This is a genomic window from Rubellimicrobium roseum, from assembly GCF_006152145.1.
Classification (GTDB): Bacteria; Pseudomonadota; Alphaproteobacteria; order Rhodobacterales; family Rhodobacteraceae; genus Rubellimicrobium; species Rubellimicrobium roseum.
In genome coordinates this window covers 17,469-40,663 of record NZ_VDFV01000013.1, presented here as the reverse complement: position 1 = coordinate 40,663, position 23,195 = coordinate 17,469, and the positions used below count along the sequence as shown (strand labels likewise).

Here is a 23,195-nt window from a genome sequence, read left to right as displayed (position 1 = left end):
ACGCGGCTCCATCAGGCCATGTCCGTTTCGGCAAAGGCGCCGGGCAGCAGATCGGCCACCGTGGTCTCCATCGCCTGCCCCCGCGTGGTGGCCAGCGTCACCTTTACCCCGCCCCCCGCGAACTCCGCCAGCTTCTGGCGGCAGCCGCCGCAAGGCGGCACCGGGCGCGGCGCGTCGGCGATGACCGCGATCTCGTCGATGCGGGTGTCGCCCCCGGCGATCATCGCGGCGATGGCCCCGGCCTCGGCGCAGGTGCCCTCGGGATAGGCCGCGTTCTCGACGTTCACGCCCAGGTAGACCTGCCCCGACCCGGCCCGGATCGCCGCGCCCACCTTGAAGCGGGAATAGGGCGCATAGGCGTTCTCGCGCACGCGGGCGGCATCCTCGACGAGGCTCATGGCAGGTCTCCTTCTTTGCGACGAAGACTGGTCCCGCGCCGCATCCGAGGCAAGGCCCGAGGCCCCGCGACGCAGGGTTCCGCCGTCCCGCAGGTGTTGCGCGCACCGGGGGAGGACCGTTCGGTGCTGTAGGAACCTGTTAACCTCTGTCCCGCACCCTGATCGCGCACGCATCGCCACGGGACCGCCTGCGGGACATTGCTCTCCCGCTCTCGGACGACATCTTCGTGGCCCGCTCTTTGCAGGAGCCCGGCCCGCGTGCCGCCGGACCATCTGGGGAACCCGGCCCGCGTGCCGCCGGACCATCTGGGGAACCCACCCCCCAGCCGCCGCGCGTCGAACACGCGCCCCCTGCCCGCCCGGAGTGGCGTCCCGCGGGCAGCCTTCGGAGGCCGTCCGGCCCGCGACAGCACACGCGTGACCCGGAAACGCTCCGACCCACCACCTCTTTTCCGGCTCCCGATATCCCGCAAGCTTCCGAGCGCCCGCGAGCGGCAGGACGCGCCACAGGCGCGGGGGGACAGACCCCCCGTCCGTGGCCCCGCCTCAGGCCCCGCCGATGGGCGTGTTGACCTTGCCCGTGCCGCCGCAGTCCGGGCAGTCCTGCCCCTCGACCTGGCCGGTGCCTTCGCACTTGCGGCAGGTGTTCTCGCCCGACCCGACCGTGCCCGGCGGCACCTCTTCCGGAGTCTCGTTGTCGGCCATGATCCTCTCCGTCGCTGAACGCCCGCTCAACCGCCCTCGGCCCGGGATCGTTCCCCGCTCACGAGAAGCTCTTCGGATCGGGCCCCGTCCGGTGCCCCGTCTCCAAGCCCTCGATGGCCGTGACCTCCTCGGGCAGAAGCCGCATCTCCGCCGCCGCCAGGTTCTCCGCCAGCCGCGTCTTCTTCGTCGACCGCGGGATCGCCGAGCAGCCCAGGGCCAGGTGCCAGGCCAGGATCACCTGCGCCGGGCTCGCCCCCGTCCGCTCCGCCGCCCGCCTCACCGGCTCGGCGTCGAAGGTCCGCGACTGGCCCAGCGGCGTCCAGCTCTGGGTGACGATCCCCATCTCCGCGTGCTTCCTCCGCAGCTCGGCCTGCGGCAGTTCCGGGTGCAGCTCGATCTGGTTCAGCGCCGGCACCTCGCCCGTCTCGCCCACGATCCGGTCCAGATGCTCGGGCAGGAAGTTCGACACCCCGATCGAGGTCACGCGCCCTTCCTCGCGCAGACGCACCAGCGCCTTCCAGGCCTCCACGTAGCGGTTCCGCGCCGGCGCCGGCCAGTGAATCAGCAGGAGGTCGATCCGGTCGAGCCCCAGCCGCCCGAAGCTTTCCTCCGCCGCCCGCAGCGTCTCGTCAAAGCCGTGGCGGTCGTTCCAGATCTTGGTGGTGACGAAGACCTCGTCGCGCGGCAGGCCGCAGGACCGCACGCCCTCGCCCAGGCCCTCCTCGTTGCCATAGAGCGCCGCCCCGTCGAACAGCCGGTAGCCCACCCCGGCCGCCTCGCGCACCAGCCGCGCCGTCTCCTGCGACGGCACCTGCCAAAGGCCGAAGCCCATCTGCGGCATGGTCTTGCCGTCGTTGAAGGTGAGGACCGGCTGCGAGGTCATCGGGCGCTCCGTTCGTTGCACGAGGCCACGAGATAGCGGCGAACGCCGGACGGCAAGGCCCGGCCCACGCGCCTTACCGCGGCCAGGCGGGCCAGCCCGGCTGGCTCGGCACCCCGTCGGCCCAGTCCCAGCCCACCCCCGTCATGTGGGGCAGGAACTTGCCCACGCGCCGCCCGACCATCACCGGCTCCTCCAGCCGGTAGGCCGGGATCTCCGCCGATCCGATCTCGCCCCGCGCGAGCTGCGCATAGATCCGCGTCAGCTCCGACTCCCGCCGGTTGAAGCCCTCGTCCAGGAAGTAGATGCCCTGCGGGTCGATCCGCCGGTTGGGCTGGCGGCACAACGAACACCAGTCGGTCGAATCGATGTAGGGATACCAGCAGAAGCCCTCGAACCGCTGCCCCCGCGCCTCCAGCTCCGGCACCAGCGCCTCGCATTCGCCGACCATGTACTTGAGCCAGGTGATGCGGTCCTCGATGCGCCCGCGCACGTTGGTCTCGGTCAGCATGAGAGGGAACTGCGGGTAGCGCTCGGCATAGTCCAGCGCCACGCGCCGGAACCCCCAGGGCAGGAAGTCGTCGCTCTGCCCTTCCACGGTCCAGCCCAGTTCGCTGTGCGCGTAGTAGTCGAGCCCCAGCACGTCCACCCGCGCCGGGTTGTCGCGGAACCAGGCGGCGTCCTCGGCCGAAAGCCCGTGCGTCGTCAGCGTCTCCCACAGGGGATGGCTCTCGTCCACGCGGCCCAGGATCAGGTCCAGCACCACGAACCGCAGGTCGTTGCCGAAATCGGTATGGTACTGCGACTGCGGATCGAGAGCGGTGTGCCGCTCGCAGGTGTCCACGTGGACGACCCGCAGGTTCGGCACCATCCGTTCCAGCATCGGGGTGATCAGGCCGATCGCCTTGGCCTTGCCCAGGATGATCGGCACCACGCCCTGCCGGTCGCGCCAGTGGGGATACCATTCGCCCATGAACCCCGCGAGGACGGCGGTCGCCAGCGGCTCGTTGATGATCGTGTAGTCCGACACCCAGGGATAGCGCTTGGCGAAGGCCCGCACGAAGTCGCGGTAGACCTCGGGAAACTCCGGGTGCGCGAAGCCATGCTCCAGCCACTGCGGAAAGCTCGTGTGGTGCAGCGGATCGACGATGGGCGTCAGCCCCAGCCGCCGAACGTAACCCAGGTAGCGGTCAGTCCAGGCCCAGTCGTAGACGCCCCGCACGCGCTCGATCTTGTGCCAGGGGATGCAGCACCGGAACGTCGTGATCCCGTCCGCCACCAGCAGCTTGAGGTCCTGCCGGTAGCGCACCGTGTGCTCGGTGGTGTCGAGCACGTCGGTCCCGTGCCCGAACATCTGAGTACCCTCGAAGCCGGTGAGGTAGGACAGCCGGGGCACGGCGGGCCCGATGCGCCCCGAGACCTCCGTCTCGGGCGACGGATCGAGCGGGACTCCGGAGCCCAGGTCATACGGGGAAAGGTATCTGGACAGGTTTCTCTGCATATCCGTTCTGGCGCTGCTGGTCGGTGATCGTTCGGGGTGAGGAGGCCTCGTCCGTGGGGCCGGCGGCAGGGGGGACGCCTCGACGTCGCCGAGACAGGAAAAGATGCGGCATCCTCCATCGCTTGCGCCCGGTCGCACCGCGCTCCGGGCCCTTGGGGACCCGATGGCGGCGTCCGGTTAACGTCCCTTCAACATAGGAAGGTTCCCGCCGTTCGCGCTTTTCGCGCAACCCTGCACATGGGTTAACAACGCCGGGGGCGCCCACCCGCCGAAACCAGACCCCCGTCTCGGCGGCTCGCCGCAAGTCTGGTCCGCTCGATCCCGGCGCTATGTTGCGTCCCGCATGGCACCGCACAGGGAGGACCGAATGGAGATCAGGCCGATGGGCTGCAGCGGCACGGGGGTCTCGGTCCTCTGCCTGGGGACGATGACCTTCGGCGCCGAGTCCTCCGAGGAGGACTCGGTCCGCATGATGGACGCCTACGCCGAGGCGGGCGGCACCTTCCTCGACACCGCCGACGTGTACAGCGCCGGCGTCTCCGAGGAGATCGTGGGCCGATGGCTTCGGTCCCACCCGACCGAGGCGCGGCAGATGGTGCTCACCACCAAGGGTCGTTTCCCGATGGGCCCCGGCCCGAACGATCTCGGCCTGTCGCGTCGCCACCTGCGCGACGCGCTCGACGCCTCGCTCCGGCGGCTCGGGGTCGATCACCTCGACCTCTACCAGGTCCATGCCTGGGACGCGCTGACGCCGCTCGAGGAGACGCTCCGCTTCCTCGACGACGCGATCTCCCTGGGCAAGATCGGCCATTACGGACTGTCGAACTTCCTGGGCTGGCAGATCACCAAGGCCGTCCACGTGGCGAAGGCCCATCTCTGGGCGCCGCCCGTGACGCTCCAGCCGCAGTACAACCTGCTCGCCCGCGACATCGAGCACGAGATCGTCCCCGCCTGCCTCGATGCCGGGATCGGGCTCCTGCCCTGGTCGCCGCTGGGGGGCGGCTGGCTCACCGGCAAGTACAAGCGCGACCAGATCCCCACCGGCTCCACCCGCCTGGGCGAGGACCCGAACCGCGGCGTCGAGGCCTACGGCCCCCGCAACGAGTCGAGCCGCACCTGGGATGTGCTCGGCGCGCTGGAGGCCATCGCCGGCGAGCGCGGCACCAGCCAGGCCGAGGTGGCGCTCGCCTGGCTCAAGGGCAAGCCCGCCGTGACCTCGGTCATCCTGGGCGCCCGCACGCCCGAGCAGCTCGCGGAGAACCTGGGCGCCGCCGATCTCGTGCTTTCGGCCGAGGAGATGGCCCGCCTCGACTCGGCCAGCGAGCCCATCACCGGCGACTATCCCTACGGGGCCAAGGGCATCGCCCAGCGGCACCGCCGGATCGAGGGCGGGCGATGACCTCGGGCTTCATGTTCGCCACGGGGATCGAGAACAGCTATCCCACAATCAAGGGCGGGACCCACCGCGTCGACGAGATGGAGAAGTGCGGCCACTACACGCACTGGAAGCGCGACTTCGAATGCGTGCAGGAGCTGGGCATCGACTTCCTGCGCTACGGCCCGCCCATCCACCGCACCTGGCTCGGGCCCGGCCGCTACGACTGGGAGTTCGCCGACCTGACCTTTGCCGAGATCCGGCGCCTCGGGATCATGCCCATCGTGGACCTGTGCCACTTCGGGGTGCCTGACTGGATCGGCAACTTCCAGAACGGTGACTTCCCTGCGCTCTTCGCCACCTATGCCCGCGACTTCGCCCTGCGCTTCCCTTGGGTGCAGCTCTACACGCCCGTGAACGAGATGTTCATCTGCGCCACCTTCTCGGGCCGCAACGGCTGGTGGAACGAGCAGGGAACCACCGACCTGACCTTCGTGACCGCCCTCAAGCACCTCGTCAGGGCGAACGTCCTCGCCATGCAGGCGATCCTGACGGTGCGGCCCGACGCGCTCTTCATCCAGTCCGAGTCGTCGGAATACTTCCACGCCTCCAGCCCGGCGGCGATCCGGCTGGCCGAGACCTACAACCAGCAGCGCTTCCTGACGCTCGACCTCAACTACGGCCACCGCGTCAACAGCGACATGTACGAGTTCCTGACCGACAACGGCATGACCCGGGACGAATATCACTTCTTCCTGGAGAACCGCCTGCGCCGCCACTGCATCATGGGGACGGACTACTACTTCACCAACGAGCACCGGGTCTACGCCGACGGGCGCGTGACCGCCTCCGGCGAGGTGTTCGGCTACGACGAGATCACGCGCCAGTACCACGACCGCTACCAGCTCCCGGTGATGCACACCGAGACGAACCTCTGGGAGGGTTCCACCGGCGAAGAGGCCGTGGACTGGCTGTGGAAGCAATGGGCCAATGTCCTGCGGGTCCGCAACATCGGCATCCCGATCCTGGGTTTCACCTGGTACTCGCTCACCGACCAGGTGGACTGGGACACCGCCCTGCGCGAGGACAACGGCAACGTGAACCCGCTCGGGCTCTTCGACCTCGACCGGAACATCCGCAGGGTGGGCGAATGCTATCGCACGCTCATCGCCGACTGGTCGAGCGTGCTGCCGGCCCAGAGCCACTGCCTTGTCCTGCCGCTCGACATGCCCCGGGACGAGGCCCCGCCCCGCGACAAGGCCGATCACCTGCGCCGCCTCGCGGTGCGCGGCCTGCGGCGGGCGGGCAGTTTCGGGCCGGGCGGAGACCGCAGCCCCGGTCCGCCGGGCGGCTGGTGAGAGAGCCCGAGCTCCTCCGGCAAAGCTGCAACACCGCACGCGCCCATGCCGGAGTCGTGCGCCCCGTCTGACTGGCCTGTCGGCCGCGTTCCGTGCTTTCCTCTGCCCGGCCGGCCCTTGCGTCCGGTCCACGACGACGGGGGACAGCCGGTCGCATCAGGCGGCACATGAGCGAGCCCGGCCATAGGTCCGGCGCGCCTGCGTGTCCCCTTGCGCTCTGCAAGGCCCCGAGCATAGAGGACAAGGATGCGCAGAGTTCCCACGTTCCGTTCGATCCTTCTCGCCTCCGCCATGAGCCTTGGCGGATGCGGCGTGTCCTATGTCAGCCCGCTCGTGCGCGAGGACCCGAACGACGGCGTCCAGGTCGTCGAGATCACCCGCGACACGCTGTCGGTGGCCAACGCCGCAACTTATGTTCCGCGCGCGCTTCCCCCCGCCTTCACCCAAGCGGCCGGCGGTGGCAGCCTGCGCGGCGCCGGGGCGCTGCCCGCCCCTCCCGAGGTGCCCGAGTTCGCTCCCGTCGCGCTCGACCTGCGCCCGCCGCCGCCCGCCACGCCCGAGCCCTACCGCATCGGCGTGAGCGACGTGGTGCAGCTCGCCACCCGCTCGGCCGCGACCGCCCCCGATGCCACCGTGACCGGCACAGTCTCGGGCAGCGAGGTCCGCCAGACCTACACCGTGCGCGACGACGGCACCATCGCCGTGCCCGAGGTGGGCACCGTGCAGGTCGGCGGCCTCACTATCGAGGAAGCTGAGCAGCGGGTCTTCGAGCGGTTTCTCGATTCCGGCATCGACCCCGATTTCAGCCTGGAGATCGCCGGGTTCAACGCCCGGTCCATCAGCGTAGGCGGCGAAGTCGGCCAACCCGGCAACCTGCCGGTCGGGCTGCGGGTGCCCCGCCTCGACGAGGTCCTGGCTGAGGCCGGAGGGCTCGCCGTCGACACGCCCGAGTTCGCCTCCATCCGCATCTACCGGGACGGCACGCTCTACCAGATCCCGCTCGACGACTACACCGAACGGGCCGAGCTGCGCGACGTGCAGCTCCTGCCGGGCGACTCGGTCTTCGTGGACACGAGCTACGATCTCGACCGGGCGCTGGGCTACTACTCGCAGCAGCTTAATGCTGCGAACCTGCGCCGGGCCGAGCGGACCGCTGCCCTCGAGGAGCTACGCGCCGAGATTGCCATCCGGCGCGACGCTCTCGCTGATGAGCGGGCGCTCTTTGCTGCGCGCGCCGAGCTGGGCGCCGAGCCGCGCGACTACGTCTACCTAACCGGTGAGGTGGCCCGGCAGCGCCGCTTCGCGCTGCCCTATGGACAGCCGGCTTCGCTTGCGGACGCCCTTTTTGAGGATGGCGGCTTCGAGACGGAGACCGGCAACCCGTCGCAGATCTACGTCCTGCGCGCCAATGACGGCTCGACGGGCGAGCCGGTAACGGCCTGGCATCTCGACGTGCGGAATGCGGCGAACCTGACACTCGCCACCCGGTTCGAGATGCGCCCCGACGACATCGTGTTCATCGAGGAGCAGCCCATCACTCGCTGGAACCGGGCATTCCAGCAGTTTTTTCCGACCGTGATCAATACCGCTTCGTCAGCCGTAGATTGACCTCCTGAGTCCCGGCGGCGAATTGTATCGCCGCCGGTCCAACAGGTTCGGATACCTGCTCAGTTGTCGTAATAGCTGCGACCATAGCGGGAGTAAGCGCCGTATCGGCCCCCATAGCCGTAGCGCTTCATTCCCTTCGGATCGACACGCGACAGCACCAGCCCTGTAACAGGTAGGTTCACAGAGCGGAACTGCCGCAGCCCCTCCTCGACCTGAGACTTCGTCGTATGGTCCCAATGGACGACGTAGATGACGGCGTCCGTCTGCTGGGCAATGACCCGCGCATCCGGCACGACAAGGACCGGAGGCGTGTCAATGACGATATAGTCATATTGGGCGCGGGCCATCTCGATCAGCCGCTTGAAACTCTCGGACGAGAAAAGGTCCGCTGCGTTGATAGCAGATCGCTCTTCGCCCAGGAGCACGTCGATCCCTAGATTGTCCGGCCGGACGACAGCCTCACTCAGCGCACTCCGCCCCGCGATGACGGACAGGAGTCCATGCTGCCCTTTCGCTTGGGAGAAGTAAGCTTGGAACGTCCGCCGCCGGATGTCTCCTTCTATGAGCAAGACCCGCTTGTTGAGCCCGGCCAGGTTCTGCGCCAGAGCAATTGTCAGAGTGGTCTTGCCCTCGTTCGGCACGGAGGACGTCGCCATGATAACCTGCGGCGGGCGGTCCACATTTGAGAGCAGAAGCGAGGTACGCAGGTTCCGGATCGCCTCAGCTGCAGCCGAGGTCGGTTTGTTGAGCAGGTATTCGATCGTGTCGGGGCGGCTCCGCGCCGGTATACGCGGGAACTGGCCAAGAACTGTCCGTCCCGTGTGCTGCTCCAGATCTTCGGCGGTTCGGATCGTGTTCTGGAGGAACTCGCGCAAGAGCACGATGCCCGCACCGAGCAGGAGACCAAGCAGGAGCGCCATGGCCATGATGCGGGACGAGCGAGGGGCCACCTGCTCACCTACCCTGGCTTCGGTCAGGATCCGGCTATCGGACTCATGGATGCTTTCTTGGACCGTCGTTTCCTTGAGACGGTTCAGGAACGTCTCATAGAGAACCTGAGTCGCCTCGGCTTCCTGCTCGAGTTGCTGAAGCGCCTGGAAATCAGCCGATTGCCCTTCGAACTGGCCCGAAAGGTCCTCCACGGTGCGCTGCAGCTCTTCGATCTGCTTCTGCGCCCGTTCACGTTCCGCCTCAGTCTGTAAGAGCAGTTGCGAGTAGCGACGGTCGAAGCGAATCTGGGCGCCCGGCTCGGACGCGGCCAGTTCGGCTGCAGCAGCCTCAAGCTGGCCGTCGTCGGCGGCGGCTAGCTTGGCCTCTGTGTCGCCTGACGCGGCAGCCCGCAACTCAGCAGCTCGCTCGTCGATCTGAACGAGCTGGCCCTGGACCTGCTGCAACGTGGTGCGCAGCTCGATCGCCTGGGCATTCAGGGCTTGTAGGCTTTCGGCACTCACGAGAGCGCTGCGGGCGCGAAGGTCCGAGATCTCATTCTGCCGCTCGTCGAGCTCCGCCCGCAGTTCCCCCACGCGGCCGGACAACCATGTGGCGGCACGCTCGGTGGCCTGAACTTTGAGGCGGATCTGATCGTCGCGGTAAAGCTCGGCCAGAGTGTTGGCCAGGAGTTGCGATTTTACGGGATCTGTCGTGGTGGCCGAGATCGAGAACACGTAGGTGTCCCAGCTGCTTTCGGTCTCGAACGCGCCCCGGACAGCATCGATAAGCTCTTGTCGCTGCTCCTGAGGAGACGGCAGAGACTCAGCCCCCTCGTCCTGCTCACTACCCCGCAACGCCTCCGATATCGTTCCCCGCAGCCGCGTGATGAGCCCAGGCGAGTAATCTGGGTCGGGCAAATAGGCGTTGAACTCGGGGTCCTGCTCAAGGTGCAACTCATCCACGAGCCGCCCGATCAGATCTCCCGAGCGCACAATCGCCATTTCAGTGTTGATGCTGGCTTCGTCGCCAGAGAACCCCGAGACAACAGCGTTGATGTCCAGGACAGGCGCGCTGTCCACCTCCAGCGCCATCTCCGCCGTCGCCGTGAAGAGCGCGGTCGAGGCGACGTTGGCCTTGTACCATCCGTAGGACAGGGCCAGCGTCGCACAGAGCGCGATCCAATGCTTTCCGCGCCAAAGAGTCCGAGCAAGTCCGAGAAGATCAATCTCGTCCTCGTCCTCCCGTCTGCCGACGGCTGGCTGGGCGTCTAACGGACTTACCGGCTTCTGCATCACGATGTTGTCTCTGATTCTCGGTCTCGGGGGAGTCTGAGGAGACCCCATGCACATGGATAAGTGTCAAAACTTGGGCGACTGTTGACGCTATCGAAATTGTGGATGCCCCATGCGACCAGCCGTTCACTCAACCTGAACGGTAATGGGGCCTGGAAGCTCGACGCACCCTTACGGAAGTGAATCGACACATTGTCCAGCTGAAGCCCGCTTGCGCGGCACTGACCGAGCAGCGCGAGTTTTGTCAAGAGTTTAAAGAATATTCTCCGGTTCAGCCCACGGTTTCAGGGCGCGCATTTTCACCACCTCAGCATCTGATCTGCTGAACAGGGAGCAGCTTACGCAGTCGGGCGACAAAGCCTGACCATCAGGAGCGGCCTGCCGCCCGACCGGGATAGGACGAGAGTCGCTGCTTCAGGACACGAGCCGTTCGCGACATACGAATGTCTCAAGGCAGCGCAACTGCCCGTCGAAGCCTTGCAGTTGAGAGCGCTCCAAAGATGCTCCCCGTCGTGCATGGGCATGCGGAGCTACTCAAAGCCTTTTACTGCCTCCCACTGCTGCGACGAAGCGCCGCAGCCTTACGGTCTGGTAGACAAGCGAGCTGAGTTCATGGCAGGGCTGCGCTGGCCGACAGGCTCCGGTGGAGATTGCGCCTATTGAAGATTGGTGCGTCTAAAGCCGTCGCTGAGGTCGTACTTCCCCATGGCAGGATTGAACCACAGTCTATTGAACGTGCCGTGTGGCACCAAGCCAAACCAGTAGAGGCAGGCGGAAAGCTCAACATGGGTTTCACGCCCTTTAGACGGCCGAGTTAAGCAGCCGAAAGGCTCCAAGCACTATAAGACAAAGGTAGAAGCAGTGATTGCGGACACTGATGAATTCGTGGACTCCTTTCTTGCAAAGGCGCTTTCTGGTCCAGTGCTTTGGCCTTCCCAAATCAAAGCCGATCTCGTTGTACGGCGGGCCCTCTACCACGGCATAGCAGGCTGTCTCGCAAGTCGCTTGGGTAACTGGCCAACCGAAGCGGCAGATCCACTCCGCCGAGCGGCCATGGCCCAAGCCATGTGGGAAATGCGACACCAGATCGTTCTGTCCAGTTTGCTCCAGGCGATGGCAGCAGCAGGTATCAGGGTCTTGGTTCTGAAGGGATCAGCACTTGCCTATGATCTATATGACTCTCCTGCGGCGCGCTCGCGAGGAGATAGTGACATTCTCATTGAGCCCAAAGATCTACCTGCCGCACGAGCGGTGTTGTCCGACCAAGGGTTCTCGCACTTCTACGACGATCCCACCGCGGACGAGAATGTTCGGCTTCAAGAGGCGTGGACGCATCGTACGGCCGATGGTCTCATGCATGAGGTCGACCTGCATTGGCAGACACTTAACGCACCGGCCCTCGCGGACCTTTTCCCGTTTACGGAAATTTGGACGCGTGCACGCGCCCTCCCCCGCCTTGCTCCTGTCGCTTATGGGCTCGCCAGGGACAGCGCCTTGCTCTTCGCCTGCGCCCATCGCGCACAGCATATCGTAAATCCTTACTTCGTCGATGGAAGTATCTACTATGGCGGCGATCGACTGATCTGGCTGTACGACATCGATCTTCTGAGCCGCGCGCTAGATGAAACTGAATGGGCTGCATTCGAAGTCGCCGTGCGCCAAAGCGACTTGGCTGAAGTAGCTCTACACGGCCTCCAGATGGCGGCGGACCGGCTCGGAACGCCCCTGCCTTGCGATGTAATCTCTCGCCTTGAGAGAATGAATCTCAAAACTAAGTCATCTCGTTACCTGCTCAGCAGTCGGCAGACTGGTCGAGCTTGGCGGGATCTTCGTGCGATCCAAGGATCGAAGGCTAAAGCTGCCTTCCTAGCGGGTCGAGCGTTCCCTTCGGAGGCATTTATACGAGCCAAGTATCCCGACATGGCGGATCGGCCTCTGCTGCTCCTGCACCTCCGCCGCATTCTAAATTTCGTGAAGCCACGCCCGCGCGGAGTAGGACAGTGACCTTCGCCCGACTGCTTGATCTCGCGCACCCACACCGCACTGCTCTAGCGCTCATGGTGCTGCTTACGCTGCTCGAGGCGGCGGCCGTACTTCTCGTGCCGGCGCTGGGGGGCTGGATGGCCGGAGAGGTCCTGACCGCGACAGGGTCGTTCCTAGGTCCGGTGGCCTGCCTACTTCTTGTCCTGACTCTATTGGCCTTGCTGCGTACGACTTCGGGCATCATCTCCGGCCGCACCTCCGCACGAGTGCTCGCCCATTTGCGCACAAAGGTGCACGATCACCTCCAGTGTTTGCCTTTGTCATTTCACCAGCGGCATAGCCAAGGCGATCTTCTTGCGCTCTCGACTTACGAGATTAGCCGACTCGGCGACTTCCTTGCGGTCACGTTGGCCGCGTTGCCTGCCCAGCTACTAACGGCGATAGGCGCTGTTGTTCTCATGTCCCGCATCGATGCTGCGCTGGCTGTGGCGGTCCCCATCCTAGTGCCTGTGTTCTATCTTGGGCTCAAGATGCTCGGCAGGCACCTGCGCCGCATCGCCCAGGAGCATCAAAAAGCCGAGGCGGCGATCGTTGCGGCCGCGTCCGAGGATCTCGCGATGCTATCGGCGATCAAATCCTTCACGCGGGAAAGCGAAACCGCCCGCCGCTTCGCGGAACGTGTCACGGTTTCGCGTAATCTGCTCATCAAAGAGACCGACATCTATGCCATACTCGGTCCTGTGACGAGCCTCCTCGCGGGGATCGGCGCTGTGGCCCTGTTGGCATCAGGCGGAGGGAGCTTGCAGTCCGGCGAGATCTCCCCGTCCGCAATGGTTAGCTTCTTCCTTTACGCCGCGCTCCTGACCCGTCCTGTGGCGGAACTCTCCCATGTTTACGGTCAGGTCCAGTCGGCTAAGGGCACTCTGAGCCGCCTTGGGGCCATTCTGGACACAGCAACCGAGTCTGATCCAGCCACGCCACATCCGCTGGGCCGGATGCGGGGCCAAATCACATTCGAAAACGTGACCTTCTGCTATCCTGGCCGAGACCCGGTTTTGCGTGGGCTTTCGCTGTCGCTACGGCCCGGCGAGACGCTGGCGCTGACCGGGCCGAATGGCGCGGGAAAGAGCACGCTCGTATCCCTTCTCCTCCGGCTTGAGGTTCCCGAGTGTGGGACCATTCGGCTAGACGGAGTCGACATCCGCACCGTGGCATTGCAGGATCTCCGTCGCCAGATCGCTTGGGTCCCGCAGCGACCCTTACTCTTCGACGGCTCCATCCGCGAGAATATTGCCTTCGGTCGGGCAGGTGCAACGGACACCGAAATCGAGAGAGCGGCCCGATTGGCTCAGGCCCACGATTTTATCGGCGACCTGCCCCATGGATATGACACTGAGATCGGCGAGCATGGCGTCCGTCTTTCCGGGGGACAGGGCCAGCGCATCGTTCTGGCTCGCGCGATTCTCAAGGATCCGGCCATCTTAATCCTAGACGAAGCCACTTCGATGTACGACCTTAATGGCGAGACGGCCTTTGTCGCTGCGGCTGCCGCAGCCTTTCGAGATCGTACGGTCATTCTGATCACGCATCGGCCCGCCACGCTAGCCTTGGCGGATCGGATCGTTGTGCTCGAGAGGGGCCAAGTCGTGGCTCCGAGAACCGCAGCATGAGCGGTATCTGCGGACTATTCCGCCTTGATGGAGCCCCGGCAGAGAGTGCCGATCCTATGATTGCCCGCCTACGGCGGCGCGGGCCCGAGGCGAGTCGCACCCATGTCGAAGGTTCGGTGAGCTTGGGTCATGCCCTGCTCGCGACAACGCCCGAGGCGCTGCATGAAGTCATGCCTCTGACTGACTCCACAACGGGCTGCACCATCACGGCCGACGTCCGGTTGGACAACCGGGAGGAGCTGATCGCAGCGCTACGGATCTCAAATCCGAAAATCGGCGACGGAGAGCTACTCCTGCGAGCATGGCTCGCGTGGGGCGAAGCCTGCCTCGACCACCTGCTCGGGGACTTCGCGTTCGCCATATGGGACCCTCGAAACCGTCAGCTCTTCGCTGCACGGGATCACATGGGCCTGCGGCCGTTCGCCTATGCCCATGTGCCCGGCCGCATCCTCGCCTTTGCGTCCGAGGTCGTTGCAGTGCTGGCTGCGCCCGACGTACCTCACCGGATAGATGAAGGCCGGATTGCCGACTTCCTGTACAGCGGTCTAGAAGGCCTAGGCTTCACTTCCACCTTCTTTAAGGATGTGCAGCGGCTGCCTCCCGCCCATTGCCTGACGGCGAGCTCGACTGGCCTGTCCGTGCGTCGCTATTGGTCCCTCGCCCCGGGCCCCGAGCTCCGGCTTCCCAGCAACGAAAGCTATGCCGAGGCTTTCCTCGACATCTTCACCGAAGCCGTGCGCTGCCGTTTACGAGGGGTCGGTCCTGTGGGGTCCATGCTGTCTGGAGGCATGGACTCGGGCTCGATCGTCGCCGTCGCGACTCGCTTGTTGGCCGAGGAAGGTCGAGGGCCTCTTCCGACATTTTCCCTGGTCGGGCCCGACCCCGACACCTGTAAGGAAACCCGCGCCATCCGGGCGGCCATGACGATGTCGAACCTCCAGTGCTATGTGCTCGACTGGTCTCAACCCGAAACGTGGCCAACGGACTTGGTACGGGATCTCAATCAGATAGATGAACCGTTCGACGGGCACATAGATATCCTACGCGGCATCTATGGGGCGGCCCAGGCCGCTGGTGTGAAAGTGGTGCTGGACGGAGCCGCCGGCGACGTCGTCCTGTCCGCGGGAAACCGGATCGAAGAGCTGGTTAGATTGCTCCGCTGGCGCGAGGCTTGGCGCGAGAGCAAGGGCGAGTGGGAGTTCTACCCCGGAGGACCGCGGCCATGGCGAACTTTTGCCGCCTCTGTCCGTCGTGCGGCGACGCCGGACTGGGCCCGCCGCCTGCGCAGGTCCTGGCAGACGTACTTCTCAGGATTACCGGAACATCGGCTGATCTCGCCAGAGTTTGCCGCCCGGAGCGATCTGGTCGGGCGTCTGGCACGGGACCGGGAGCAGACCCTCTTGGGCCGCCACTCGAACTCTGTCGCACATGCCCATACGATCCAGCGCGCATTCCTGACAGCCGCGCGAGAGCGATACGACAGGGTTGCCTCGGCCTATGGGGTCGAATGCCGCGATCCGTTCTTGGACCGTCGGTTCATCGGCTTCTGCCTTCGCCTGCCTGCAAGCCAGCGTTTGTCAGACGGGTGGCCAAAGGTGATCCAGCGGCGCGCGATGGCCGGGCGCCTCCCCGACGAAGTCCGCTGGCGAAAAGGAAAGGAGCACTTGGGCTTCACGCTCACGAAGGCGATGTTTGCGACGTGGCCGGATTGGACCCAACGCTTGGCCGAAGCACGGCCACTGCTGGCGAATTATGTTTGCCGGGATGTAATAGACCGTATTCTCGCCGACGACCAGTCCGTCGTTGCCGATCAATGGAACCTCCTTTACCTTGCGCTCTGGCTGGATCGCCATCGGCACAGTGAGCATTCCCAGTCGCTCGGAAGCGCTATTGGTGCTACCTTTTCCAACAGTTTCAGCTCGGACATGTGATCACGTGACAGCCGCCGTGCCGCTCGATGGCTCCCGCACTCTCCAAGACTACGGCTGGTCGCTTCTACCCGACGAAGGGCCACCATTTGACGTAACGGACGCCGCATCGATCTGGGTGGACCCCCAGGGCACCTTGGAAGTCTTGCGCGTGGGAACACGCAGTTCGACGCAATATGTCCTCCGCTTCTTTGGCCAGGACTTCGCGGCCGTCGAAATCGGCATGCAGCGCATCTGGCTGTTATCCGGTGAACGCGACCTCCAATCGCCAGATACGGTTCACATGCTGCTAGATCAGGTACTGCCTCGTGTGCTGGCCCACGAAGGGCATCTTGTTCTTCATTCAGGCGGAGTTGCCTTCGAGAATCGTGCTATCCTGATCCTGGGTGATTCAGGCTTCGGAAAGTCCACCCTGACCGCCCGTTTCGCCCAGTCCGGGGGTGTCCTGCTGAGCGACGACGCCATGCTTGTGGACCGCTTTGACGGCGCGTTCGTTGTCCGACCCGTGTATCCCGGTCTGCGCCTGATGCCGGACTCTTTGGCCGCACTTTTTGCCGGCCGGAGTGGCAGCCCCGTCGCCGCTTACACGGACAAGAAGCGGCTCCCGGTCCCACTGGCCGGGCACAATGGCCCTGTGAGGCTTGCCATGATAGTGGTCCTCGGACGTCCTAGCGATGCGGTTGATCTGGAACTGGCCCAACTTGCTCCGGCCGAGGGATGCATGGCCATGATCCGTAACAGCTTTGCTCTGGATCCGACCGACCATGCGCTCGCGGCAGCACGCTTAGAGCGGTTCTCTATGATCGCCCGCCACATCCCTGCGGTCCATCTCAACTACCGACGCGAGTTCGATCGTCTGCCCGAGGTGATCGCCAGAGTGCAGCAGGCTATGGTCGTCGGACAGGCGATCTGAAGCCGCGACCAGGTTGCGTCAAGCCGAATCATCAAGATACAGTTAAGGCCCGACAGATCCGGCGCCACGACCTTCACAAGATTTGGCGCTCAACCCCTGCAACAACTACAAGGCGAATTAATGAATTCATATAATATCTTAAGGCGTAAACGCACGACGGACAGTTGGCTTTATGTCAAATGTTGGACGGTCAGCAAGCCATAAGCGTTAGCCGCCTCGCTTGCGACCACAACTGCGCGAAAACTTTACCTCATCTGGACACCATTGCTCGATACTAGATGCGGGCACCTTCGCAAGGTAGGCGGCCACAACGTGCGCTATCTCAACTTGGCACCGGGTCAGAGATCAACAGGCCCCGGAATATATAAGGACTGATCATGACTAATACGACTTCTACGGACGGAACTGTGCGTGCCTATCAGGCTCCGACGCTCAAGGTGTTTGGCAGCGCCATCAAGCTGACTGCGGCCGGGACCAAGGGCCAACCCGAAGGTCAGAGCTCTAGCAGGCAAAAGGTTCTGCCCTGAGGGGGTTATCAATGTGCAGGCAAGCCCGCGATCCTTTTGGACCGTGGGCCTGCTTACTGAGAGAGCGGCTCTGCCGTTCCGATTGCGACGCAGGCGGCCGGTCAGCGTTACAACGCCGCCTGAAAACCTATTGGAGACAAGAAGGCACCCGCTCCTTGACAGACCTCCTCGCCCGCACCCTGAAACCTTCGCCCGAGACGATTGAAAGTGCTCTGGGGGACGAGACCGTTATCCTGCACATGGGCAGCGATACTTACTTCGGCCTTGATGCGCTGGGCACCCGAATCTGGGCCATGATCAAAGATCAACGACCGCTTCCGGAGATACGGGACAGCTTGGCGCAGGAATTTGGCGTCGATCCGTCAGTGATAGAGGTAGACATGACCCGTTTCCTTAGCGATCTCTTGGCCCATAGGATCTTGGTGGATGCCTAAAGAACCGCCGCTGGTTACGCGCCTGCTGTCACTTGGGCCGCGTCAATGGGTTGATCTACTTCGCGCCCTGACTGAGCTGGCAAAAGCTCGTTGGTCAATTAGGTATCATTCGACACAAGACCTGATCAGGTTGGCCCGCCACCGCAACCCAGCCTCCTCGATTGCTGACGACGCCGCCGCCTCGTTCGTGCGGCGGGTTGCCTGTGCCATCCCGCGGGTTGCCGCCCGTGTTCCGTGGCGCGCCGACTGCCTTGTCCAAGCAGTTGCTGCACAGTCTTGGCTGGCCAGTAAAGGGATCGCGAGCGATCTCCATATCGGCGTGCGCCAGAACCGCGGAGCGGGGTTCGAAGCTCATGCATGGCTTCACTACAGAGAGCATCCCATCACCGGCGGTAACGTTGCAGGATTTAAGACCCTCGTCACCCCGGACACCAAACTCTGAATCAGCTTGTTGAACGGCTCTTTGGCCAGAGGCATCCAGGGGAGCCAATATACCAGCGAGCAGTTCCAGCGCCTCATGGCCGACCACGGCATCACCTGCTCGGTGTGCCGGGCGGGCAACGTCTGGGACAACTCTGCGATGGAGAGCTTCTTCTCGTCGCTGAAGACCAAGCGGACCGCCCGCAAGGTCTATCGCACCCGCGATGCCGCCATAGCCGATGTCTTCGACTACATCGAGCGCTTCTACAACCCGACCCGCCGGCACTCGACCCTGGGCTATCTCAGCCCCGTAGAGTTCGAGCGGCAGGCAGTGCTATCCCCAACTTGCTGTCCACGAAACTGGAGCCGGCTAAGGACCTAACTCTAGGGCTGTCTAGAAAACAGGCATCCTGCCTTTAGACGTCACTCGGCACATTCCGGAACAGAATCTTTCGTCGATTGTTTACGTTTTTGCCTTATTCACGCCCAACTGACCCGCTTTTAGGGCGCTGACCCCGCTCCCCTGAGGGAGCTAGTATGAGGTTAGTCTCGTGAGCTCTATCGATGATGCGCCGCGCGCCAGCGCGACATCGCGTGTTGATATTCCCTTCTCCTCATCCGTAACCTGGCGCGCACCAAACTCGTCTGCCTCCTATCACGCCTCCAAGCGTGCCTTCGACGTAATGGTGTCGCTGATTCTCTTGTGGCCACTTGTGATTGTTGGCCTGATGCTGCTGATGCTAAACCCGCTCTTCAACCGCGGCAGGCTCTTCTTCGTGCAAACCCGGATGGGGGCGGAATGTCAGCCGTTTCGGGCGTGGAAGTTCCGCTCCATGCGGCCCGCTCCTTCCATCGAGCGCGGCGCGTTTGACGCGCTCGATAGTCACCGCATCACTCCCTTGGGACATCTCCTGCGAAAGACCCGGCTGGACGAGTTGCCGCAGGTCATCAACGTGCTCAAAGGCGAGATGAGTCTAATTGGACCTCGTCCTGACTTCTTTGATCACGCGCAGGTTTATGTCCGGCAGATTCCTGGATATCGCGAGCGTCATGCGGTGCGGCCGGGCATCAGTGGGTATGCACAAACCGAGGTGGGCTACGTGGACGGCCTCGAAGGTCTGCGCGCCAAAGTAGCGGCGGATCTGCACTATGCGCGCCATGCCTCCTTCGGCTTCGATATGTGGATCGCTTGGCGGACGCTTTGTGTGGTGTTGGGCCGGAAAGGGTCCTGAACCACTTGCGAGGCCATAATGGTCTCAGTCCGGTCATGCCGCTGCCACAATGATTGTTTCCAAAGTGGACATAGTCGAGGTCTGAGCGGCCGTCCCAGCCGCCTTCAACCGTTGAAGCAGAGCAGGCCATCCAGAAACCGACCTACCGGCTGGCTCCCTCCAGGGCGGCGCCAGTCCGGTGGCTATCAAGAGCAGCGCTGACTCACAGTGGGTCAGCAATCAGGCAATGAAATGGCTGACGAGAAGCAGGTCTTCGAACTCAGCTGAGCGGTACACCTCTCTGTGGCTCTGCTTGCAGGAGCCACGCTGGGAACGCCAAGAGTTACGGCAGGAGCATACTAGCGTGACAAAACGTGCCCTTATCACCGGCATCACGGGCCAGGACGGCTCCTACCTGGCCGAGTTGTTGCTCGCAAAAGGCTATGAGGTGCACGGCCTCAAGCGCCGCGCATCTCTGTTCAACACTCAACGTGTGGACCACCTTTACGAAGACCCGCACGAGAACGGGCGCTTTCGCCTGCACTACGGCGACCTCACCGACACCTCGAATCTGACCCGCATTCTGTCCGAGATCCGGCCCGACGAAGTGTACAACCTCGGCGCCCAGTCCCACGTCGCCGTGAGCTTCGAGGCCCCCGAGTACACGGCCGACGTGGACGCCGTGGGGACGCTGCGACTCTTGGAAGCGATTCGTTTTCTCAGGCTCGAGAAGACCACCCGCTTTTATCAGGCCTCGACCTCCGAGCTTTACGGTCTCGTGCAGGAGACACCGCAGACGGAGCGGACGCCCTTCCACCCGCGCTCGCCCTATGCCGTGGCCAAGATGTACGCCTACTGGATTACGGTGAACTACCGTGAGGCCTATGGCATGTACGCCTGCAACGGCATCCTTTTCAACCACGAGAGCCCTCGCCGCGGCGAGACCTTCGTGACGCGCAAGATCACGCGCGGCCTCGCGAACATCGCCATGGGTCTCGAGAAGTGCCTCTACATGGGCAACATCGACAGCTTGCGCGACTGGGGCCACGCCAAGGATTATGTCCGGATGCAGTGGATGATGCTCCAGCAGGATGAGCCCGAGGACTTCGTCATCGCCACCGGCAAGCAGTACTCGGTGCGCGAGTTCATCACCTGGGCGGCCCGCGACCTCGGCATGACGCTGAAGTTCATGGGCACCGGCGTGAATGAGGTCGCGGCGGTCGACAGCGTGGAGGGGGGGCTCGCGCCGATGGTCAAGGAAGGCCAGATCATCATGCGCATCGACCCGCGTTACTTCCGCCCCGCCGAGGTGGACACCCTCCTCGGCAACCCGGCAAAAGCCAAGCAGAAGCTGGGCTGGACGCCCGAGATTACCGCGCGCGAGATGTGTCGTGAGATGGTGGCCGCCGACCACGTCGCGGCGCGGCGTCAGGCGCTGCTGCGTTCGCATGGGCTCGACCTGCCCATCAGCGTTGAGGCCTGAGCTATGGCGCGCATCTACGTGGCCGGCCATCGCGGCATGGTGGGCGGCGCTATCCTCCGGCGCCTCCTCGCCGAGGGCCGGCACGAGCTCATCACCCGCACGCATGCGGAGCTGGACCTGACGGACCAAGCGGCCGTGCGCGAGTTCATGCAGGTTGAGCGCCCCGACGCGGTCATCCTGGCCGCAGCCAAGGTGGGTGGCATTCACGCCAACAACACCTACCCAGCCGATTTCATCTACGACAACCTTCTCATTGAGGCGAATGTCATAGGCCAGGCGCATGCGGCGGGAGTCCAGAAGCTCCTGTTCCTGGGCTCCTCCTGCATCTACCCGCGCGAGGCACCCCAGCCCATGGCGGAAAACGCCCTCCTGACCGGGACACTGGAGTCCACCAACGAGCCCTACGCCATTGCAAAGATCGCCGGGATCAAGCTCTGCGAGAGCTTCGCGCGCCAGTTTGGCCGCGACTACCGCTCGGTCATGCCCACGAACCTCTACGGGCCCGGCGACAACTTCCACCCTGAGAACTCCCACGTGCTTCCCGCCCTGATCCGCCGCTTCCACGAGGCCGCACGGGACGGGAAGAACGAGGTGGTGATCTGGGGCACGGGCACGCCCCGGCGCGAGTTCCTGCACGTGGACGACATGGCTGAAGCCTCGCTCTTCGTGATGGATCTAGACCGCACAGCCTACGAGGCCAACACTCGGCCCATGCTCTCGCACATCAACGTGGGCACTGGCGAGGACATCTCTATCGCCGACCTCGCAAGCATGGTCGCGGAGGTGACGGGCTTTGGCGGCAACATCGCCTTTGACGCGACCAAGCCCGATGGGACACCGCGCAAGCTCATGGACGTGACCCGGCTGGCGTCGATGGGCTGGCGGGCCCGGACTCCGCTGCGCGGAGGGCTGGAGCAGACCTACGACTGGTTCAAACACGAACAGGGCGAGATCCGGCAATGAGCGGCCCCGTTTTTTTTCAATGCCGATGCGCAGGTATGATATGAATAAGATAATTTTGACCACTTCCCTGCTCCGTCAGGATGATGACCGGCGCGTACGGACCTCCGAGGCTCCCATGGCCACCATCCATCCCGTTCTCCTCTGCGGCGGCTCCGGCACGCGGCTCTGGCCATTGAGCCGCAAGAGCTATCCCAAGCAGTTCGCGGCTCTGCTCGGCGAGGAGAGCTTGTTCCAGGCTTCCGCCCAGCGCCTGTCGGGTTCGCTATTCGCGGCGCCCACCGTGGTGACGGCCGACGCCTTCCGTTTTATCGCCGCAGAGCAGCTGTCGAACTCAGGCATCCGTCCCGAGGCCCTGCTGATCGAGCCTGAAGGGCGCGACACCGGCGCGGCCATCCTGGCCGCAACACTCCATGTGGCGGCCCAGGATCCGGAGGCGCTCCTCCTCGTGGCGCCTTCTGATCACGTGATCCCCGAAGCGCAGCGCTTCCGCGACACCGTGGCGGCCGCCATCCCGACGGCGCTCGCTGGCCAGATCGTCACCTTCGGCATCGCCCCCGACCGGCCAGAGACCGGCTACGGCTATCTCGAGCTCGAGACGGCGCTGGACGCCGGCACTGTGGCGGAGCCCCTGCCCCTCGCGGCCTTTGTCGAGAAGCCCAATGCCGCCCGCGCCGCCGCCATGGTCGCCGACGGACGGCACCTGTGGAACGGTGGGCTGTTCCTGTTCCGCGCCGATGTCATGATCGCCGCCGCCCGCGTGCACGCGCCCTCGCTTCTGGCCGCCGTGGAGGCTTCGCTCGCCGGCGCCACGCGTGACCTGGGCTTCTGCCGGCTTGACCCGGCGATCTGGGCCACGGCGCCCGCGATCTCGATCGACTACGCCATCATGGAGAAGGCGGACAACCTGTCGGTAATGCCCTATACCGGGCGCTGGTCGGACCTGGGCGACTGGGCCGCTGTCTGGCGCGAGACCGAAGAGGACGGTACCGCGCTGTCCGGCGCCACCACGGCTATTGACTGCGAAGGCGTACTCCTGCGCTCCGAGGCGCCCGGCCAGCGTGTTGTGGGCATTGGCCTGCAGGACATCGTGGCCGTGGCAATGCCTGACGCCGTGCTTGTGGCCCACAGGGATCGCGCGCAGGACGTGAAGGCCGTCGTGGCTTCGCTCAAGAAGGACGGCGCCCGTCAGGCCGAGACCTTTCCGCGCGATCACCGCCCTTGGGGCTGGTTCGAGAGCCTTGCCATGGGCGATCGCTTCCAGGTCAAGCGCATCGTCGTCCATCCCGGTGCAGCCCTCAGCTTGCAAAGCCATCATCATCGCTCCGAGCACTGGATCGTCGTGCAGGGCACCGCACGGGTGACGGTGAACGAGGAGGTCAAGCTCGTGACCGAGAACCAGTCCGTCTACATCCCGCTCGGCGCCGTCCACCGGATGGAAAACCCCGGCAAGCTTCCCATGGTGCTCATTGAGGTCCAGACCGGTGCGTATCTCGGTGAAGACGACATCGTGCGCTACGAGGACGTCTATGCGCGGCAATAGTTTGCGTTATCGGGCTTTTGGCAGGTTGGCCGATTCCGAGAGGGCGGCGGTGCGCCGAGGCGGCCGGCATGAACCC

The 23,195-nt window shown here is 64.4% G+C and carries 18 protein-coding genes and 1 pseudogene; 14 read left to right on the top strand and 5 right to left on the bottom strand.

What is annotated here, in order from left to right; translation table 11 throughout:
• Positions 1-11 precede the first annotated feature (11 nt).
• The 4 genes from FHG71_RS11150 to FHG71_RS11140 all read right to left on the bottom strand — a co-directional run bounded on the left by FHG71_RS11150 (position 12) and on the right by FHG71_RS11140 (position 3,484).
• Positions 12-473, bottom strand: a complete 462-nt coding sequence (locus FHG71_RS11150; RefSeq protein ID WP_425467351.1) for a cytidine deaminase — start codon at positions 471-473, stop codon at positions 12-14.
• A 471-nt stretch (positions 474-944) separates the two neighbouring features.
• Positions 945-1,103 (bottom strand): hypothetical protein, encoded by a 159-nt coding sequence (locus FHG71_RS23540; RefSeq protein WP_176559386.1) that lies wholly within the window; start codon positions 1,101-1,103, stop codon positions 945-947.
• 58 nt (positions 1,104-1,161) lie between these two features.
• Complete coding sequence (locus FHG71_RS11145) at positions 1,162-1,986, bottom strand: aldo/keto reductase (RefSeq protein WP_139081758.1); 825 nt, start codon at positions 1,984-1,986, stop codon at positions 1,162-1,164.
• Between the two features lie 73 nt (positions 1,987-2,059).
• Positions 2,060-3,484, bottom strand: coding sequence for a glycoside hydrolase family 1 protein (locus tag FHG71_RS11140; RefSeq protein WP_139081757.1), 1,425 nt, complete (start codon positions 3,482-3,484; stop codon positions 2,060-2,062).
• A 367-nt stretch (positions 3,485-3,851) separates the two neighbouring features.
• Between FHG71_RS11140 and FHG71_RS11135 the strand changes: the two genes are divergently transcribed.
• From FHG71_RS11135 to FHG71_RS11125, 3 genes are all read left to right on the top strand, one after another.
• On the top strand, positions 3,852-4,883 hold the full coding sequence (locus FHG71_RS11135) for an aldo/keto reductase (RefSeq protein ID WP_139081756.1): 1,032 nt from the start codon (positions 3,852-3,854) through the stop codon (positions 4,881-4,883).
• Positions 4,880-6,217, top strand: coding sequence for a glycoside hydrolase family 1 protein (locus FHG71_RS11130; protein WP_139081755.1), 1,338 nt, complete (start codon positions 4,880-4,882; stop codon positions 6,215-6,217). Before FHG71_RS11135 ends, FHG71_RS11130 begins: the two co-directional genes overlap by 4 nt.
• Positions 6,218-6,463: 246 nt before the next feature.
• Entirely contained in the window at positions 6,464-7,825 is a 1,362-nt protein-coding gene (locus FHG71_RS11125; RefSeq protein ID WP_176559385.1) for a polysaccharide biosynthesis/export family protein, read from the top strand.
• A 59-nt stretch (positions 7,826-7,884) separates the two neighbouring features.
• On the opposite strand, the gene FHG71_RS11120 is transcribed toward FHG71_RS11125, so the two are convergent.
• Entirely contained in the window at positions 7,885-10,047 is a 2,163-nt protein-coding gene (locus FHG71_RS11120) for a polysaccharide biosynthesis tyrosine autokinase (RefSeq protein WP_246045432.1), read from the bottom strand.
• Positions 10,048-10,908: 861 nt separating this feature from the next.
• On the opposite strand from FHG71_RS11120, the gene FHG71_RS11115 reads away from it, so the two are divergent.
• The 11 genes and pseudogenes from FHG71_RS11115 to FHG71_RS11065 all read left to right on the top strand — a co-directional run bounded on the left by FHG71_RS11115 (position 10,909) and on the right by FHG71_RS11065 (position 23,119).
• Complete coding sequence (locus FHG71_RS11115) at positions 10,909-12,051, top strand: nucleotidyltransferase family protein (RefSeq protein ID WP_139081753.1); 1,143 nt, start codon at positions 10,909-10,911, stop codon at positions 12,049-12,051.
• Positions 12,048-13,700 (top strand): ABC transporter ATP-binding protein, encoded by a 1,653-nt coding sequence (locus FHG71_RS11110; protein WP_139081752.1) that lies wholly within the window; start codon positions 12,048-12,050, stop codon positions 13,698-13,700. Before FHG71_RS11115 ends, FHG71_RS11110 begins: the two co-directional genes overlap by 4 nt.
• On the top strand, positions 13,697-15,631 hold the full coding sequence (locus tag FHG71_RS11105; protein WP_139081751.1) for an asparagine synthase-related protein: 1,935 nt from the start codon (positions 13,697-13,699) through the stop codon (positions 15,629-15,631). The genes FHG71_RS11110 and FHG71_RS11105 overlap by 4 nt, the downstream gene beginning before the upstream one ends.
• Positions 15,632-15,635: 4 nt before the next feature.
• Positions 15,636-16,541, top strand: a complete 906-nt coding sequence (locus tag FHG71_RS11100; protein WP_139081750.1) for a phosphoenolpyruvate carboxykinase (ATP) — start codon at positions 15,636-15,638, stop codon at positions 16,539-16,541.
• Positions 16,542-17,223: 682 nt separating this feature from the next.
• A complete protein-coding gene (locus FHG71_RS11095) occupies positions 17,224-17,502 on the top strand; it encodes a PqqD family protein (RefSeq protein ID WP_176559382.1) in 279 nt (92 codons plus the stop codon).
• Positions 17,495-17,944 (top strand): lasso peptide biosynthesis B2 protein, encoded by a 450-nt coding sequence (locus FHG71_RS11090; RefSeq protein ID WP_139081748.1) that lies wholly within the window; start codon positions 17,495-17,497, stop codon positions 17,942-17,944. The genes FHG71_RS11095 and FHG71_RS11090 overlap by 8 nt, the downstream gene beginning before the upstream one ends.
• Before the next feature lie 36 nt (positions 17,945-17,980).
• A pseudogene (locus FHG71_RS11085) lies at positions 17,981-18,304 on the top strand (IS3 family transposase); the annotation flags it as partial.
• A 169-nt stretch (positions 18,305-18,473) separates the two neighbouring features.
• On the top strand, positions 18,474-19,154 hold the full coding sequence (locus FHG71_RS11080; RefSeq protein ID WP_246045425.1) for a sugar transferase: 681 nt from the start codon (positions 18,474-18,476) through the stop codon (positions 19,152-19,154).
• Between the two features lie 343 nt (positions 19,155-19,497).
• Positions 19,498-20,616 carry a GDP-mannose 4,6-dehydratase gene (gene gmd, locus FHG71_RS11075; protein WP_246045424.1) on the top strand — a complete coding sequence of 373 codons (1,119 nt, stop codon included), beginning with the start codon at positions 19,498-19,500 and terminating at the stop codon, positions 20,614-20,616.
• Between the two features lie 3 nt (positions 20,617-20,619).
• On the top strand, positions 20,620-21,579 hold the full coding sequence (fcl, locus tag FHG71_RS11070; RefSeq protein WP_139081746.1) for a GDP-L-fucose synthase: 960 nt from the start codon (positions 20,620-20,622) through the stop codon (positions 21,577-21,579).
• Positions 21,580-21,694: 115 nt separating this feature from the next.
• Positions 21,695-23,119: a mannose-1-phosphate guanylyltransferase/mannose-6-phosphate isomerase gene (locus FHG71_RS11065; RefSeq protein WP_139081745.1), complete on the top strand. Its 1,425-nt coding sequence runs from the start codon at positions 21,695-21,697 to the stop codon at positions 23,117-23,119.
• The last annotated feature ends 76 nt before the right edge of the window (positions 23,120-23,195 follow it).

Coding starts and splice junctions, on each gene's coding strand:
- FHG71_RS11145 (WP_139081758.1), bottom strand. CDS start 1,986: ATGACCTCGCAGCCGGTCCTCACCTTCAACGACGGCAAGACCATGCCG.
- FHG71_RS11130 (WP_139081755.1), top strand. CDS start 4,880: ATGACCTCGGGCTTCATGTTCGCCACGGGGATCGAGAACAGCTATCCC.
- FHG71_RS11120 (WP_246045432.1), bottom strand. CDS start 10,047: ATGCAGAAGCCGGTAAGTCCGTTAGACGCCCAGCCAGCCGTCGGCAGA.
- FHG71_RS11105 (WP_139081751.1), top strand. CDS start 13,697: ATGAGCGGTATCTGCGGACTATTCCGCCTTGATGGAGCCCCGGCAGAG.
- FHG71_RS11140 (WP_139081757.1), bottom strand. CDS start 3,484: ATGCAGAGAAACCTGTCCAGATACCTTTCCCCGTATGACCTGGGCTCC.
- FHG71_RS11125 (WP_176559385.1), top strand. CDS start 6,464: ATGCGCAGAGTTCCCACGTTCCGTTCGATCCTTCTCGCCTCCGCCATG.
- FHG71_RS11065 (WP_139081745.1), top strand. CDS start 21,695: ATGGCCACCATCCATCCCGTTCTCCTCTGCGGCGGCTCCGGCACGCGG.
- fcl (WP_139081746.1), top strand. CDS start 20,620: ATGGCGCGCATCTACGTGGCCGGCCATCGCGGCATGGTGGGCGGCGCT.
- FHG71_RS11135 (WP_139081756.1), top strand. CDS start 3,852: ATGGAGATCAGGCCGATGGGCTGCAGCGGCACGGGGGTCTCGGTCCTC.
- FHG71_RS11090 (WP_139081748.1), top strand. CDS start 17,495: ATGCCTAAAGAACCGCCGCTGGTTACGCGCCTGCTGTCACTTGGGCCG.
- FHG71_RS23540 (WP_176559386.1), bottom strand. CDS start 1,103: ATGGCCGACAACGAGACTCCGGAAGAGGTGCCGCCGGGCACGGTCGGG.